The organism is Fibrobacter intestinalis, assembly GCF_900167415.1.
In the GTDB taxonomy this organism is placed as follows: domain Bacteria; phylum Fibrobacterota; class Fibrobacteria; order Fibrobacterales; family Fibrobacteraceae; genus Hallerella; species Hallerella intestinalis.
The window spans coordinates 16,626-32,785 of the sequence record NZ_FUWU01000037.1 but is presented as its reverse complement, the minus strand read 5'-3'; the positions used below and the strand labels follow the sequence as shown (position 1 = coordinate 32,785).

Sequence of the window (16,160 nt, the reverse complement as noted above, 5' to 3'; positions counted from 1 at the left end):
GGAAGGGAGCCTTTGCAAAAGCGTGCAAGGCGAATGTTGCGCAGCAAGCTTGCTTGCAGGCATTATCTTCGAGGAGACTAGTAGTATTCGTCATTGCGTACCCACCAAGGAGAAAATCAGTCATATTTGAAAGCGACCGTCATTGCGAAACCCGGAGGGGTGAAGCAATCCTTTCCCGCTGACAAGATTGCCACGTCGCTACGCTCCTCGCAATGACGAGGTGCCAGCACAGATTGCTTCGGCTTTGCACAATTCGCCTAAAGGAAGCAGAGCTTCCAAGGCTCATGGGCGTAGGCGAGCACCTCGCAGTCTGCGAGAAGAAATTCCCCTTGTGAAAAAGAAATCCACGCTTTGAAAAAAAATTATTTGAAGGAATTTGGAGGAAGATTGTATATAATTTCCCATAAAAATCTCGATTGTTGTGTACAATTTTCGGGTTTCGCATCACTTGCCGCCAGCTTTTCGATTTATACAAAAAAGCCTCCGCCGAAGCGGAGACCTTTCTCTCTTTGTGGAGAAAATCAACGAATCGAAATTCGTCTTGTCCAATTCGACGAAAGCGAACGTACCCGAACGATATAGGAACCCTGCCGCAAGGATGCCAACGAAACCAAGCCATTCACCTGCGGGATTCTCTTCAAAAGACGTCCCTGCATATCGAAGATTTCCACGTTTACGGGATTCGCACTCGCTATTTCCAAAGAGCGCCCGACAAGCGCAACAGAAAGAGAGGACATGGAAGGAAGCATGACAATCTCCGTTGAACCGTCCGAGCTGCTGGAGCCGTTTTCCGCCGAGGAACTCGAAATTTCCGTTCCTTCTTCCACAATGCTCATGTTGAAATACACCGTGTCTCCATTAATCACCAAAGTTTCAGTGACTTTGCCGACGGAAGCCCAAGTTTCAACTTTTCCGGAAATTGTCACCGTTGTTCCTGAAGGCTCCACATTCAGGCTGCCGAAGCTGCCCAAATTCCAAGAAAGCCGGATAAAAGAAGTCACATTCGAAATCGTAACGGTTTCTATTGAACTTCCCTTGGCGACAGTCTGCGACAGATTTCCTGCTACAATATAAGAGGTTGAAATGCTGGAGCTAGAGGATTGCACACTCGACGAGGAAATCGCCGAAGAGCTGGATGGTTTGACGCTCGACGAGGAAATCGCTGAAGAACTGGATGGTTTGACGCTCGACGAGGAAATCGCTGAAGAGCTAGAAGGCTTGACACTCGATGAAGATGCCGCAGAAGAACTGGATTTTCCCGAACTGCTGGAAGCCGGAACGACCGGCTTAATGGCCATTCCATTGCAGCGCACATCATCGATGTACAAGTAATTGTAGGTCGGCTGCGTTCCTTTCAAATCGCCCTTGATTTCCCAAGTGAACTTATTGATGCGCTTTTGGGAAAGGGTTACTGCATCGGCCCACGAAGGCTGGTTCAACTGCGACCAAGACAAATTGACCGAAGTCCAGGAATTCGTTGCCAATTTAGCTACCTGATGGAAGCCATAATCGGAAACATTCATATCTTCCGCTTTAAAGTTGTGCGCAGCACCTTTGTATTTGTAGGAAATCGTATTGCAGCTCGACAAATCATAAGCCGATTCATCCGGATTCAGCTTGACTCCCAACGCGACATAAGGTTCGTATTTATTCCCGCCTTGCGAAAGAACGATTTTTTTTAGCCCCGCCATATTTTGAGTGCCGTTGTCAGCAGAAAAAACAACATCATAACCCGCAACGCCGTTTTTATCCGTGTTCGGGGTGTTCGAAATCGAAGACTGCCCTGCATCGCCCTTATCTGTATAAGCATACCAGACACCTCCGGTAAACGCCAAAGAGTCCCCATCTTCAAAATCGTCAATATAATCCGTATAGCCCGCCGGGATCGACGAAGAGCTGGAAGCCGTTGAACTAGAGCTCACCGAAACGCCCGAACACGCTTTGTAGGAAGTCGGCAATTTGCTGAAAACATTCGTATTCACCCAATTTCCACTTTCCGAATAATTCCACGCCGAACCATTAAAATACGAAGCACTTTCATCTTTATTGGAAACGGACCAGTTTGCGCCAGAGAGTTTATTATTGTTCATCCAGTTCAGCCAAGTGGCGCTATTGCCGCTATTAAAACCGCCATTGCCCGAAGCGTCAACCGTTCCCCACTCCGAGACAAAAACGGAAAGGCCTGCGTTCATCGCCGTAACCGCATTCGCACCTTCCTTATTTGTATAATGACTTCCCGCATAATAGTGGAACGTATAGGCGACGTTTTTATCCGAAATCGGATTAGAAATCGCTTCATTGGGATACTGGTCCCAATTACGGCTTCCCACGATAATCAAGTTGTCGGAATACTGGCGGATAACGGAAATCACCTGGTCGGCATAACTCTTGATCGTTCCCCAGCTTTGTTCTGTGGGTTCATTAAAAACTTCAAAAATCACATTGTCGTATTTTCCCCATTTTTCCGCCATGTATTTGAAAAACGTCTTGGCATTTTCCACATTTTCATTCGCCTTGTGAGAATGGTAGTCGATAATCACATAAATATCGTTACTGATGGCCGCCTGCACCACCGTATTCATTAGCCCCTGATAATAAGATGAATTTGTAAAGTAATTTCCGGAGCCCCAGTCTTCATCGACACCCATCGGCGCGCGAATCAACTGGATGTTCTGTTTTTCGACAAGCCCAGATACAATATCCGCCGTCCAAAACGGAGTGCCCACATCGGCAGCTATGCTCCAAAAAAGGCTCATGCCCTGAACTTGAACTTCGTTTCCCGAAGTGGAATAAGCGGGACAGGAACCGTAAATTCTTCCCGCGCCATTCGTATTTTTACCCGCCTGAAGTTGCCCATATTGGCTCACAGGACCGACTCGTCCAAAGCTAAAAGTTGCCGCGACAGCAATTCCTGCCAAAAGAGCGCAAAATTTCATAAGACCTCACAAAGAAAAATCCCCTTTAAAATATCTTTCCCCACAGCAAGCACCGTAAAATGGCATTTACAAATGGTTCTTTTTGTTCCCACCTTGTTCTCTATGTGAGAAAAATCATATTCCCCGTGACACTCTTCTCAAAAATATTTTAACCGAGCCGATTATTTCTGGGCCAATTTCGGTTTTCCCGTCCAGCCCAATTTGCCTTGAAGCGCATTGACAAAGCCCGTATTCTTCATGCGGATAAAAGTCGTCACGTCTTTGCTCTTGGTCAAAACCAGCGAATTTCCCGGTTCCAAAACCCGAGTAATGCGTCCATCAAAAACAAGATCTAAAGGGGCGTTCAATACAGAAGTCACGCGACAAGTCGCATCCGTTGGAATAATCAACGGACGCACAGAAAGGCTGCTCGGAGCCACCGGAGTCAGCACAAAAGCATCCGTCGAAGGATAGATAATGGGACCGCCAGCCGAAAGATTGTATGCCGTGCTTCCCGTCGGCGTTGATACCAATAATGAATCCGCCCAATATTCCGTCAGCGGACGATTTTTGTATTCCACCTTGATGTTCACCATGCGCTCTGGAGCGTGCGCCCGGATATGGACTTCATTCAATACGGTTTCCGAGGCGACCATTTTTTTCCCCTGATAAATTTTAGAATCGATCATAATGCGGTTGCGAGTTGTAAAATCGCCAGCCAAAACGGATTCTAAAACCTCGGACAAGTTTTCCACAGGCGTTTCCGTCAAAAATCCAATCCGCCCCGCATTCACCCCTAAAATGGGAATGCGAACGCCAAGCGCAATACGCGCCGTACTCAAAAAAGTCCCATCGCCGCCAATGGCAATCAACAAATCGCATTGCCGCAGAAAACGTTCCGAAACCATCCGGATTTTTGAAAGCGCCATTCCTTTTAAAGATTCAACCGCATAAAAAGAAATCGCTGGATGCAGCACCGCAAAGGCGGAAATTTTTTCCATCGCCTTGAGCAGCTCCGGAGATTGTTCTTTATATCCGACAATTCCAATTTTAGAGAACTTCATGATTGAGCGAGTTGGGTTAATTTGTTTACGATTCCGGGAAACACGGACTCAAGGCTTTCGGCGTTTTCAATATGCGTTTCGCCCTGTGAAAACAGTTTTAAAACGTGGAACATCAGTCCCAAAACCGGATTGCCTTCGGCATCAAAACGTCCCGCATCCAGTTCTTCACGACCGCGAATAACCAGACCCTCTTCATAAACACCGATAGAAGCTCCCGTCTGTTTTAAATTCCGGGAAAGATTTTCGCACAGCGGGCGGAGTTCCTTAGAAAGGCTGTCGGGAATCCGCAAGATGCTTTCTCCATCGGCAGTGCTCGCTGAGAGCGCGATGAACGGATACTCTTCCAGACAAGTGCAGAGGATGTCTTCGCCTAGACGCCGTGAAGAAAGCCTTTTTTCATATACGGCAACAATATCGGCATAGGCTGAACCATAACGCTCGTGCCGAGAGCCCATATCGATTTTTGCACCCATCCGTTTTAAAGCCGAAAAAACACCAGCCCGATCCAAAGAAATCAAAACATTTTTGACAGTGACTTTTTTCCCTTTGAAAACCGGAGAAAGAACCGCCAGCGAGACAAATGCGCAAGCTTCCGTCGGATCGCCCGGAACAAAATAATCCCGGCTAGTCAAGATCTTCGTTTCCTGGATGGAAGTTTTAATCCGTCGTTCCGTTTTTATGCCGCGGGCCTTGGCAATCCGGCGTTCCATTTCGGTCATCTCTTGCCCGCCCGTCGTTTGCACTTGAATGTTCGCCCCGAAATACCCAAGCATATCCACAAAGCCGGAGCGCACCTGACTGCGTTCTTCAAATTCCAAATTTTTCCCGCAGACCAGCGCATTTAAAAGGACGGCATTTTTGGATAAATACGGAATGCAACCTTCGCGGGTTTCTTTAAGAAGCGGCAAATCCTGGACAAAACAAAAAACAAAATTCTCTTCCGATTCGCTTTCTAAAACAGCGCCAAAAACGCTTTGCAAAAATCGTTTCGCATAAGCAAGCGTCGCTTCCGATCCCGTCGCCGTAAACAGCGTTTCGCAATCTTTGGATGCCAACGCCAAAAGGAGAACCATAGCGTTTTCGCTTTCCGGCAAGCGCAAAAGTACGGGGACTTTATAAGCAAATCCGGTTCCCGTCAAAATCGTACTATTCCCTTTTTCTTCGATGACCAGTCCGAATTCCTGAAGGATTTCCGCAAAAGCCCGGCTGCGTTCGGTGAACACAAAATCGTCCAAAGTGGTGCGGCCCGAAACCAGAAGTCCGAGCACCAAAGCGTATTCCGAAAGTTCCCGATCCGGATTTACAACAATCTCTTCCATACGCTAACGTTCCGTAACCACAAAACCCAAAGACTGCAAAATAACCCGGGCGGCATTCGCCTGCTCTTCTTTCTTAAAAGCGAGGAGCAACGTGCCCGCGATATTTTCCCGGACTTTCATCAATTCCACATCCCGAATGTTCAGCTTGGCTTCCGCCAATGGCTTCAGCACGGAAAGAATCGATCCCGGTTCGTCTTTGAGCTGCACCGTCAACTGGAAAAAGCTGTTGCTGGAATTTTTTCCGGGCGCAAAAAGCGAAGCCCGCCCCTCGTTGCCTTGCAAAAAGATTCGATGCAAAGTTTCTTCTTCGGCGGGGATATTCGAAATCGCATCCCGGGTCGCTTTCAATCCCGCGATATACTCGTCCAACGCATGCAGAATTTCCGGCTTGTTGGTTTCGGCGATATCTTTCCACATCGCCCAACTGGACGCCGCAATACGGGTCATGTCCCGAAAAGCGCGCCCCGCAAAATGCTGATAACCATTGTCCAAAAGCCGAGCAGGGATATTCGCCGCCAGACTTGTGCTGGCCATCTGGGGCATGTGACTGACCCAAGCGACCGTCTGATCGTGATGTTCCGGCGGAAACACCACTGGAGTGGATCCCACAAAGGCGATGATTTCCGAAAGATAACGATACTCCGACGCGTCCATTCCCGAAGGCGGGCAAATAAACCAGTAGGCATTTTCAAAAAGCGACGGGTCGTTAAATTCCAGCGAATGTTTTTCTGAACCGGCCATCGGATGGCTGCCCACAAAACGAAAAGGCGCGGGAAGAGATTCCCCGGCCCGGCAAATTTCGGCCTTGGTGCTGCCGATATCCGAAACGAGAATCGGACGCGAAGGCTTCATCTGCGAAAGCTTTTTCAAGAACGAAAGGATGACCGAAATGGGCGTGCAAAGCAGAATCACATCGGAGCCTTCCACCCAGCTTTCCATTTCCTCGTAGCCAAAAGTCTCGTCGGCGATTTGCAATTCCTTTGCACGCTCAAGCGTTTTGGGCGAACTGACCGCACGAATAATGACCTTGGACTTTGCCTGCTTTATCGCGGCGGCAAGGGAACTCGCCAAAAGGCCAAAACCGACAAATGTAATCCGTTGAAAAGAAAACATCTATTTTTCCACCTGACGGGTTTCCGCCATAATTACCTGAAAAATACGCCGCATGGATTCCGGCGAAAGCGGGCCCTTCTGCACTTCCGCTTTCTGCGCTACCCGGGAAAGAATTTCCTGTTCCCGCGAAGCATCCAATACGGGAAGCCCTTGACACTTTTTGATTTTCCCGATTTCCACCGCGTATTCCGCGCGCCTATTCAAAAGCCCGATAAGCGTATTTTCCAATTCATCAATTTTTTTTCGCCAGTTCTCAATGTCCATAGGGAAAAAGTAGAAAATAAAGTCCAAAAGAAACCGCTCTGCATCCAAACGAACGTTTATATCCGCTGTTCCCATTTCCCTCGAAACGATAAAGCGCGATTTCCCGCATAAGGAAGCCATCTGATTTCTATATTTTTCAGCATGAAAATCGCAGTCGGACTTTCCGGCGGTGTCGATTCCACGATGGCCGCCTATCTTCTCAAAAAACAAGGACACGAAGTTATCGGCGTCACCATGAGCCTTTGGGACGGCTCCATCCCCATTCCCGACCGCGGGCAAGGCGGATGTTTTGGTCCCGGAGAAACTCACGAATTACAGGAAACCGAAGAAATTGCAAAGCGCCTGGGAATTCCATACGAAGTAATCCCTCTCGCCGAGCAATACAAAAAAAACGTCCTGGACTATTTCCGCGCTGAATACAAAGCGGGCCGCACGCCGAATCCCTGTGTAGAATGCAACCGAAAAATGAAATTCGGATTTTTGATTGACGCAGCCAACGAACTGTTCGACTTCGATATGTTTGCGACCGGGCATTACGCGCGAATTTCCGAAAGCGGCAGACTTTTGCGACGGGCTTTAGATCCGACCAAAGACCAGACCTATTTTCTGTCCCGGCTTTCTCCCGCTCAGCTTTCTCGCGTCACTTTTCCCCTTGGCGAACTCACCAAACAGGAAGTGAAAAAACTGGCGTCAGAATCCGGCTTTGAAGATCTCGCCCAAAAGCCCGAAAGCCAAGACTTTATCGAAAGCGACGATTATTCCGTCCTCTTCGACAAAAAAGACATTCGGCCTGGGGATTTCGTCGATATAAACGGCAACGTCCTGGGCAAGCACAACGGCATCGTTTACTATACCATCGGACAGAGAAAGGGGCTTGGCATCGGCGGATTGAAAGAACCGCTCTTCGTCATTCGCTTGGATCCGCATAAAAATCAAGTCGTGCTCGGCACCAAAAACGAGCTTTTCGCCAAATCCTTGAAGGCGCACAGCATCAACCGACTTCTTTTAGGCGATACGGAAAACGAAGGCATTGCCCTTGCCAAAATCCGACACGGAAAAAATCTGGTTCCGGCCAAATTCCACATTCAAGACGACAATTTATACGTCACCTTTGACGAGCCGCAAATGGCCGTAACGCCCGGACAAATCGTCGCCCTTTATCGGAATGACGCCGTTCTTGCCAGCGCGATTATCGACCAATCTTTTACCGAGGATTTCCAATGATTGCTTTTACCAAAATGCAAGGTGCGGGAAACGACTACATCTACATCGACAACCGAAACGAAGTCGTCAAAAATCCCGCAGAACTTTCCCCAAAAATTTCCGATAGGCATTTCGGAGTCGGCTCCGATGGGCTTGTCCTCATTTGCTCATCCGACAAAGCGGACATCCGCATGAGAATGTTCAATCCAGACGGCAGCGAATCGGAAATGTGCGGGAATGCGAGCCGCTGCGTGGCGCGTTTTGCATGGGAACGTTTTTTCCAAAAAGAAAAAGACGAATTCGATTTGGAAACCGGAGCGGGGATTAAGCACATCGTCATTCACCATGACGGCAAAAATTTTCAATCCGCAACGATTGACATGGGTGCTCCCATTTTGGAACCCGAACAAATTCCTGTTGCCGCACCGACAAACCGCATCCGAATTGACGGGCGGGAATTCACTTGCGTATCGATGGGTAACCCGCACGCGGTAACTTTTGTCGATAGCGTCCAAACAGCTCCCGTCCTCACCAAAGGTCCCGCCTACGAAATGGACAAAGCGTTTCCGAGAAAAGCGAATATCGAATTTGTAGAAGTGCTTTCCCCGACTCACGCCAAAATGCGGGTCTGGGAACGCGGAACTGGAGAAACCCTCGCCTGTGGCACGGGTTCGTGCGCAACTCTCGTCGCTTGCGTTCTCAACGGCAAAACAGAAAGGGAAATCGATCTGGAACTTTTGGGCGGAACCCTCCACATCGAGTGGCGCGAAGACAATTCGCACGTGATGATGACCGGACCTGCGGAATTTGTCTTTGAAGGGACTTTTGACGAATAACATTTTTCGGGAGCAAAACCCCTTTAGCGCAATAAGAACTTTTTCCCGCCAATTTCGAGAACTGCAGGCGAGAGTGGCGTGGCGATAGTTCTACCGCGGAGAACTCCAGAACGGAGCAGTTTCCCATTCAGGTCAAAAAGTTTGTACGGAGAGCCGAGAGCTACGCCGTCGATATGGAATTTGCCTTGAGAAATTTTTGACACCCGAAAAGTATTTTGCACAAAAAAACGCATAGGAATTGCCGAAGGGCTTTCCACGAGAGAGCAGCAGTTCGGTCCGATCATGCCATCTGTGGATTCCAAATCTGGGCAGTAATCTTTTCTTGCAATCATTGAGGCCAAAGTATCTTTTAATTGAATTTCAAAACTATCTCGTTCATTTGTGATTACGCCCAGTTCTTGAAAACGCAAAAGTTCAAAAATCAAAACTTCACTAAATTGATGAGTCCCCGGAGTTCCTACTGTTTCTAACCACGCCAAAGATTCGCCCTCACAGGCTTGTTGATTTCTTGTTATATAAAAATAAGGTCCGAGCTTAATATCGTTAATATAGAATGCAACAGTAGTATCTAACTGAGATAAAATACCCAAAGTGCCTCCCCCATAAAAACAATTTTCACGTCCAAGGAAATCTTCTTTTTTAGTACTATCAACAAAAGCATCCGCATAAACTTCACAAATATTTTCCTGAACTTTTAATGTATCAATCTGTATAAAGTCCAACCAAAAATCTCCGAAAAAAGGAGAGAATCCATGAGTGAAATCAAACATGTAAAGCACTAAAAAAATCATCCCAAGTCTTTTCATCATTTCCTCCTGGCGATAACAGAGTTTGTTTCTGGATTAAAACGAACACTATAAACTTGCGCGTATTGGTGAACGGTTACGTTCTTGCCTAAAAAACGTCCGTAAAGTTTTTTATTGGATTGACCTAAAATCAAATCTGCATTCGGCGCAAAAATCGTCCCCGCCCACATTCCTTCGACGATCATTGTTTCTGTGCCATACTGAATGACTTTGAAACCCTTACCGACTTTTTCCAAATCATCGTTTAAAGCTCTAGAACGCCAAATCACGCTGCCGTCCAGATGCAAAATGGTTCGCTTTCCCGGATTCACAAAAAGCACCTTACTGCCAGATTCCAATTGAATATTGCCGACGTACATTTCGCCGGATTCAATCAAAAGCGTTCCGCCGGGATGCACCTTCAACGTTTTAAACCTATCTCCGTCTTTTAAAGTATAACTTTCGTTATAGAAAATTTCTTTTGTCGCCAGCCCCACATTTTGCATTTCAGGCAGTTCGGCAACACGATAGGGCCAAAGAGCTTCTAGTTGAGAAAAAGAGGTCCTACTAAAATTCGCATTATTTTGCAATGTTAGAGAAAGATTGCGCAATGGCAAAGAATGAATTCGGATATTTCCAGTAACCGTTGCATAATCTCTCAACAAAACGCCTCCTTTTGCATCAATCCGACGAACATAAGCACTGCGTCCTATATTTACCGCATAAGCCGAATCTTTTGATTCCGAAGCAATGTCACAATTTTTTGAGTTCTGACGACATTTCACTCCATCGTTCACAGACAAACGTCCTAACGCATAAAGAGTTATCGAATCAGGAACATCCAAATCAATTTCTACCAATTTCAAATCATCGCCGGCATCATATACATCGGATTCGTCACCGTCTTTCAATCCATTTTTATTTTTATCTTCCTCCCCGTCAGCTTTACCGCCACCGTCCGAATCAAAGTCCAATTCTGCACGAAGTCCGTCTTCATCTATATCCGCAAAAGTCAATTGATTTAAACCGCGTCTTAGACCCATTGTATCATTAGAAAGAGTATCTCGTATCGTATAAGAAAGCACTTCCGTTTTGTCGTCAATGCCATCGCCGTCGGAATCCGAATTTCCCGGATTCGTTCCAAAGCGTTCGATTTCATCGTAATCCATCATACCGTCATCGTCGCCATCTGTGTGGATTCGTGCGTCGGTCATCCGGACGGGACCGTTCACGGTCGCCGCAATAAAGCCTTCCAGCGCGGAGGATTTCAAAACCCGCCATTCCACCGTCCCGTCGTTGTCCGTATTCAACAGGCGCACATCCATGCGCCCCGAAAGCGAAACCCGATACGCATCCAGAATCATCACATGGCGTTCAGTCCAAACATAAAGAGGAACGCCAGCATCAATCCAAGTTTTTACATCATTTTCCGATGGAAGAGAATCTTTGCGAATTAGAGAAGCATAATCATTCAATACCCAAAGCAACAAAGAAGAAAAATATATAGTATCAAGTCCTCCTTGATAATAATGCAAAAACGCCCCAAGAATTTTTGCCTTAACAGAATCCGAAAAAACGGCTAGACCCGGATAACCTTTAAACTTCAACTTTATCTCGTCCTGAGTGATATTTCCACCGTAATAATGATTCAAAACCTGCGCCCCGACAGCCCAACAGCGGTAACTTTCCTCCTCGTCGTAATGCCCGTGTCCCAAATGCGGCTTGTCCCATTCCCGCGCCACTGCCATTTCGCCCCATTTGACATCCAAAAGCCGAGTGTCCTTGCGAGCGGCAAGCGGTGTCACATCCAGCTTATTTTCAAGAATCCAGGCAGTATCGGTAAAAACCGAAATCCGTTGCCAAAACAAGTCGTCCAAGGGCTTCACGTCCCAATTCCATGCGGCACTCCCCAGACCATATTCGGAAGCCTCCACATTCCACAAATACTCCCCGGAATCCAAAGCCACGTCAACCTTGGTCGCTTCCGTTTCCTGTCGCAAAACAACCGCGGAATCCGCCGCAGATAAAATGTTCAAACGGTAGCTGTTCGCCCCATCGACTTCTCGCCAAGCGAAATGCACCTTTTCTCCGGGAGAAAGAGAAAATCCAGAACCCGACTGTAGCGAAAACGGATTCGCCTCCGAAAGGCTTCCCGGAAGAACGCCTTGTACAAATTCCCCATTCATGTAAACCGCAATTTTCCCCGTGGCAATGAAATTTTCCGACGAAGGATAACTGAAATCTTTCTCCTTTTCGAAGTCGCTCCAATCGGCAAAATGCAACCCCAGCGAAATGCCCCCACTGTCTGGGAAAACGCCGGGAGCAATTGTGGGGATTGATATTTTCAAAAATGGCGAGCCAGAATCCGGGGACACCATTTCTGCAAGCAAATTTGCCGGATAATACTTTTCTACATGAACCGGCAATTTCTTCTTCGAGAGAAAATAGCGCAATTCCACGTTTTTGAGCGAATCGCCAGAATCGTTAAAAAGACGAATACGGAGGGATGTTTGAGAGACGTTCGAAAGCTGTTCGTCACGGCTTTCCACCGTGACGGCCGATGCAGAACAGATAAAAAACAGCAACAAGATGAGAAAACGATAGAACATTTATATTCTCCCGCATCTATACAGAACAAATATAGTCAAAAAAAAAATATTTTCTGTTTTTATTTCAGAATTTCCTTTTCCCGCCAATTTCGAGAACTGCAGGCGAAGGCGGCGTGGAGAGAGTTCTACCGCGGAGAACTCCAGAACGAAGCAATTTCCCGTTCAAATCAAAAAGTTTGTATGGAGAATAAAAACGGTCACCTCAATGCGGAATAATTCATCTTAGGCATCCTCTAAAAGTTCATCTTCAAAAATGGATTGCGACGCATTGCGCTCCACGTTTTTGCGAACGTAGTGAAGCAATCTTTAAACAGGGCGTCAGGTTTGTTGTCCGAAGATTGCTCCCTCATTTCGCATTTCGGGGTGGCGACAACGCGGAGATTTTTCTCGTTCCCGGCATTGCTCAATCTTACTCTTTTTCTTTATCAAAATATTTTTAGAAGTGTCTGTCAAATTTTTCTAACAAAGAATCTAGCGAAAAAAACGAAGAATAAATTTCACAAGCATTCGTCATTTGTACAAAATCAATTTTAATGAAATAGAATATGTTGCCAACAAAAGGCAGCTCCAAAGAAAACGAGGGAAAGAACTGATCAAAAATTCCAGGCCAGAGAATTTTCTAATTCATCACAAATTTTTCTCTGCTTCCGCCTTTTCCCTTTCGAGTTTGGAATACACGCAACCGCAAAAATTCTGGCGATACAGATTATATTCGCGGGAGAGTTCAATGGAACGCTTGTAGCCACCCCCCCGTTTAAAATTGGACGGAAGATGTTTCACTCCAAATTTTTGCGCCATCGCTTCGCCGATTTCATTCAGCAGGGTCGCATCCTTCATCGGGCTTATCGAAAGCGTCGTCGTGAAATAATCCATGCCCAATTCTTTAGCCAGTTGCGCCGCTTCGCCCAAGCGCAGTTCAAAGCACTTGACGCAACGCGCCCCGCCTTCGCGCTCCTTTTCCAAACCCTTGACCGCCGCATAATAACGTTCAGGATCGTAATTTCCTTCCAAAAACCGGACAGGGAATTTCGTCCGAAATTCCGAAACGAAACGCTTGAGTTCCGACACGCGATGCGCATACTCTTCGGCAGGGTAAATATTCGGGTTGTAATAAAACGTCGTAATCCGAAAATAATTCGAAAGATATTCCAGAACGTAGCTTGAACACGGAGCGCAGCAACAATGCAGCAGCAGGGTCGGCACTTCCCCGCTTTTCTCCAAGCGGCACAGCAAATTGTCGAGCAGTTTCTGATAGTTGATAGGAGGTTGCATTAGAATTTGAAAATCATTCCAAAGCGCATTTGCCCATCGCGAACGCCGTCGTTGTCGCCCACATCCTTGATGGTCGCAATATCAAATTCCAGCACGTCCGAGAGCATCACGCCCAAGCCCAAATCCACTTCGTTGCGCTTGCCGGTCTTGTCGTAAAGATAACCGATTCGCACAGCGACCGTATTGGAATAGGTGTATTCCGCGCCGACATTGAAAATGCCCTGAAGCAAGGAATTTTTGAAACGCGTCGCGCCATGCCCGCCGAGTTCCGGATGAATCAGGCTTTTCCACATCGCCGTATAGAACGGTTCCGGGTCGCCTTTATCATCGTCATAAACGACAGTGCGGTTATAATCGGCGGCTATCAGCAAACGATGGTCGAGAGTATTCAAAATTTCGTAGGAAAGCCCCAGACGCCAAGTCAAAGGAATCGGGTCCTGATCCGACTTGTCGGTGTAATAAACGCTCGGGCCGATATTGGCAAGCACAATCGCCGCGCTCAAATCCCGAATCAAAAAGTCCCGGCGCAAAAAGCCCACGTCAAAGGCGTAGCTGAAAGTCGTCGCTTCATCGCCGCTAGACGATGCCCCGGAACTCAAGTCCGAATAGAAAAATTTAATCGACAAGCCGATAGAAGATTTTTGCGAAAGCTTCGTTCCGTAGCTGATGGCCCCGACAACTTCCGAGCTATTGGAATTCGTGGAGCTTTCGTCATCCGTCGAAACGACCGTTTCGCCAAACGACACAAAATTCACGGAGACGCCCAGAGTTCCCCATTCGGCAAGGGGAATGGTCAAACCCGCAAACAGATGATACAAATCCGGGATATTCAAAACCGGCAACAATTTTTCGTAGAAAAAGGTGAGCTGATAATCCGCGTCTTTGTAACGTTCTATGCCCGTGCTCGTGCTGAACCAGACGTCATTCGCCTGCGGAAGAACCGCCCAGACATGATTCGAAGAAAGCCCGTTGCCCGAATGAAAATGCTCCCACTCGTCTTCGGACTGCTGATTTCCCCGTTCCTCCGGTTTGCGTTCCAATTCGGCTTTTTTTCCAGAAGAGGTCGCGTAATCCGGTAAATGACGCCACACGCCCTTATTCGTCGCAATCCAAACCGCGCCGTCTTTGGCAACAGCCAGATCATTGACCACGTTGCTTTCAAAACGGACCTGCTCCCACTTGCGCAAATTAAAATGCGAAAGTCCACCGTTGTGCGCCGACCAGACGTGCCCCGAAGAATCCACCACGAGAGCCGTCGAATGCAAATCCATCAAGCCATCTTCTTCGTTGAACAGGCTCCAGCGGTCTTTGGTATTGGAACCTTTTTTGGGAACAAGGCGAGCGATGCCCGCTCCATCCGCAGCCACATAAAGTTCCCCTTTGAATTCGGACCAGGCAATCGCGTTGATTTTTTGACTGGGAAGCACTTTTCCCTTTTGTTCCACAACGCCATTTCTATAAGAAAAAAGCCCGTTGTCCGTTCCAATCCAAAGCGTCGCCCCCTGGCTCGCGAGAGCGGTCACACGCGGAGTTCCCAATTCGGATTCGTAATTTTTCCAGGTCTTGCCGTCAAAACGGAAAAGTCCTTTCGGCGTGCCCACCCACAATTTTTCGGTTCGCGCGTCATATAAAAGAGCCGTCACGGTATCGCCGACCACCAGATTCCAAGGAATTTTCACATCGCGCACGTAGGATTCGTCCACGTCATTCTGCACGTCGTTAAATTTTTTCACTTTCCGGGTGTATTCGTCCAAACCCGATTCCGTTCCCGCAAAGACACGAACCGCATCGCGAATTTTCTCTTGTCCTTCCAGCGTGACCACAAAATAATCGGACCAGTGCTCGCCGTCATAATGGCGAATGCCGCTGTTCGTTCCCGCCCAAATTTCGCTTTTTTCAAAAAAGCCGGCGCGACCTTTTGCAGCCAATTTGGTTATCGCCGGGACTTTATCCGATTTCTGCTCCAGAGAAACTTCCCACTCGTTCGCCAAAGGTCCAAAAGCGAGACCTGCGGGGTTGTAATACAAAGCCGAAGCGTCGTCCGCAATAGCGACTCCGGTTTCGCCCATACCCAGCTGACGCGTACCAACGGGCATTTCCAAAGTAATAATCGCCGAGTTCGCCGCAAAAGATACCGCCGAACAGAGGAAAGACAAAAGAAGAATTTTACGCAATGTGTCTCCAATCGGGAACGCTGTAAGCTCCATTTTCCGGAACAAGGGCTTTCCAGCCAGCCTTTCCCGGATTTTCCCAAGGGAGCTTGGGTACAAGACGGCAATCGCAACCCAGAACATACGGAGGCAAAATTTCTGCGTGGTTCCGAATCTGTTCCCGGGTCACATAGTTGTCGTCGCTCAAGAAATTACAAAACGGACGGCTCCTTGGACCAATCACAATGCGGTAAGTCACCGTTCCATTCCTATCGCCCTCATCGACCACCTTGACCACATCGTCGATACTTTTTTTCCAAGACTCGATCAAGCGAGCCTGCTCCTCTGGACTAGTGCCCGTGGTAGAAAGCCATTTCGCCAGATCTTCCAAAGAAGGTTTTACCTTTTCGATCGATTCACGAGCCGGGCGAACAATCACCGCATACTGGCCAGAGACATCGATGACCGGAGAGGCCGATTCCTTTTCCTTTTCATCCGAATTGTGAATGACCACATAAGCTCCCAAACCGGCAAGCACCAAAGAGAGCAGCACGATGGCTATCAGAATGAAAATGATTGTCAAATCCATGTTATTCAACCTGCCTGTGTCCAAAAAAACTAGCATTTTCT

Annotated in this window: 12 protein-coding genes; 2 read left to right on the top strand and 10 right to left on the bottom strand. The window is 47.6% G+C overall.

Features of this window, described 5'->3' with window-relative positions; genetic code table 11:
* Window positions 1-521: 521 nt before the first annotated feature.
* The 5 genes from B5D40_RS10375 to B5D40_RS10355 all read right to left on the bottom strand — a co-directional run bounded on the left by B5D40_RS10375 (window position 522) and on the right by B5D40_RS10355 (window position 6,675).
* Window positions 522-2,936 carry a cellulase family glycosylhydrolase gene (locus tag B5D40_RS10375; protein WP_078776842.1) on the bottom strand — a complete coding sequence of 805 codons (2,415 nt, stop codon included), beginning with the start codon at window positions 2,934-2,936 and terminating at the stop codon, window positions 522-524.
* 161 nt (window positions 2,937-3,097) lie between these two features.
* Window positions 3,098-3,979, bottom strand: coding sequence for an NAD(+)/NADH kinase (locus B5D40_RS10370; protein WP_073304517.1), 882 nt, complete (start codon window positions 3,977-3,979; stop codon window positions 3,098-3,100).
* Window positions 3,976-5,298: a 3-phosphoshikimate 1-carboxyvinyltransferase gene (locus B5D40_RS10365; protein ID WP_078776841.1), complete on the bottom strand. Its 1,323-nt coding sequence runs from the start codon at window positions 5,296-5,298 to the stop codon at window positions 3,976-3,978. Before B5D40_RS10365 ends, B5D40_RS10370 begins: the two co-directional genes overlap by 4 nt.
* Before the next feature lie 3 nt (window positions 5,299-5,301).
* Window positions 5,302-6,411 (bottom strand): prephenate dehydrogenase/arogenate dehydrogenase family protein, encoded by a 1,110-nt coding sequence (locus tag B5D40_RS10360; protein WP_073304520.1) that lies wholly within the window; start codon window positions 6,409-6,411, stop codon window positions 5,302-5,304.
* Window positions 6,412-6,675 carry a chorismate mutase gene (locus B5D40_RS10355; protein WP_073304595.1) on the bottom strand — a complete coding sequence of 88 codons (264 nt, stop codon included), beginning with the start codon at window positions 6,673-6,675 and terminating at the stop codon, window positions 6,412-6,414.
* A gap of 141 nt (window positions 6,676-6,816) precedes the next feature.
* Between B5D40_RS10355 and mnmA the strand changes: the two genes are divergently transcribed.
* Window positions 6,817-7,899 carry a tRNA 2-thiouridine(34) synthase MnmA gene (gene mnmA, locus B5D40_RS10350; protein WP_078776840.1) on the top strand — a complete coding sequence of 361 codons (1,083 nt, stop codon included), beginning with the start codon at window positions 6,817-6,819 and terminating at the stop codon, window positions 7,897-7,899.
* Window positions 7,899-8,714: a diaminopimelate epimerase gene (gene dapF / locus B5D40_RS10345; RefSeq protein ID WP_078776843.1), complete on the top strand. Its 816-nt coding sequence runs from the start codon at window positions 7,899-7,901 to the stop codon at window positions 8,712-8,714. The genes mnmA and dapF overlap by 1 nt, the downstream gene beginning before the upstream one ends.
* A 23-nt stretch (window positions 8,715-8,737) precedes the next feature.
* Here dapF and B5D40_RS10340 read toward each other — a convergent pair whose 3' ends face one another.
* The 5 genes from B5D40_RS10340 to B5D40_RS10320 all read right to left on the bottom strand — a co-directional run bounded on the left by B5D40_RS10340 (window position 8,738) and on the right by B5D40_RS10320 (window position 16,119).
* Window positions 8,738-9,523 carry a hypothetical protein gene (locus B5D40_RS10340; protein WP_143394530.1) on the bottom strand — a complete coding sequence of 262 codons (786 nt, stop codon included), beginning with the start codon at window positions 9,521-9,523 and terminating at the stop codon, window positions 8,738-8,740.
* Window positions 9,520-12,108, bottom strand: coding sequence for a hypothetical protein (locus tag B5D40_RS10335; protein ID WP_078776838.1), 2,589 nt, complete (start codon window positions 12,106-12,108; stop codon window positions 9,520-9,522). Before B5D40_RS10335 ends, B5D40_RS10340 begins: the two co-directional genes overlap by 4 nt.
* Window positions 12,109-12,735: 627 nt before the next feature.
* Window positions 12,736-13,380: an epoxyqueuosine reductase QueH gene (locus B5D40_RS10330; protein ID WP_078776837.1), complete on the bottom strand. Its 645-nt coding sequence runs from the start codon at window positions 13,378-13,380 to the stop codon at window positions 12,736-12,738.
* A complete protein-coding gene (locus B5D40_RS10325; RefSeq protein WP_233134340.1) occupies window positions 13,380-15,554 on the bottom strand; it encodes a PorV/PorQ family protein in 2,175 nt (724 codons plus the stop codon). Before B5D40_RS10325 ends, B5D40_RS10330 begins: the two co-directional genes overlap by 1 nt.
* Entirely contained in the window at window positions 15,547-16,119 is a 573-nt protein-coding gene (locus B5D40_RS10320) for a flagellar basal body-associated FliL family protein (protein ID WP_073304532.1), read from the bottom strand. Before B5D40_RS10320 ends, B5D40_RS10325 begins: the two co-directional genes overlap by 8 nt.
* Window positions 16,120-16,160 lie beyond the last annotated feature (41 nt).

What these genes read in the sequence shown, in the direction of transcription:
- B5D40_RS10335 (WP_078776838.1), bottom strand. Translation starts at nt 12,108, where the DNA reads ATGTTCTATCGTTTTCTCATCTTGTTGCTGTTTTTTATCTGTTCTGCA.
- B5D40_RS10320 (WP_073304532.1), bottom strand. Translation starts at nt 16,119, where the DNA reads ATGGATTTGACAATCATTTTCATTCTGATAGCCATCGTGCTGCTCTCT.
- mnmA (WP_078776840.1), top strand. Translation starts at nt 6,817, where the DNA reads ATGAAAATCGCAGTCGGACTTTCCGGCGGTGTCGATTCCACGATGGCC.
- B5D40_RS10340 (WP_143394530.1), bottom strand. Translation starts at nt 9,523, where the DNA reads ATGATGAAAAGACTTGGGATGATTTTTTTAGTGCTTTACATGTTTGAT.
- B5D40_RS10330 (WP_078776837.1), bottom strand. Translation starts at nt 13,380, where the DNA reads ATGCAACCTCCTATCAACTATCAGAAACTGCTCGACAATTTGCTGTGC.
- B5D40_RS10355 (WP_073304595.1), bottom strand. Translation starts at nt 6,675, where the DNA reads ATGGACATTGAGAACTGGCGAAAAAAAATTGATGAATTGGAAAATACG.
- B5D40_RS10360 (WP_073304520.1), bottom strand. Translation starts at nt 6,411, where the DNA reads ATGTTTTCTTTTCAACGGATTACATTTGTCGGTTTTGGCCTTTTGGCG.
- B5D40_RS10375 (WP_078776842.1), bottom strand. Translation starts at nt 2,936, where the DNA reads ATGAAATTTTGCGCTCTTTTGGCAGGAATTGCTGTCGCGGCAACTTTT.
- B5D40_RS10370 (WP_073304517.1), bottom strand. Translation starts at nt 3,979, where the DNA reads ATGAAGTTCTCTAAAATTGGAATTGTCGGATATAAAGAACAATCTCCG.
- B5D40_RS10365 (WP_078776841.1), bottom strand. Translation starts at nt 5,298, where the DNA reads ATGGAAGAGATTGTTGTAAATCCGGATCGGGAACTTTCGGAATACGCT.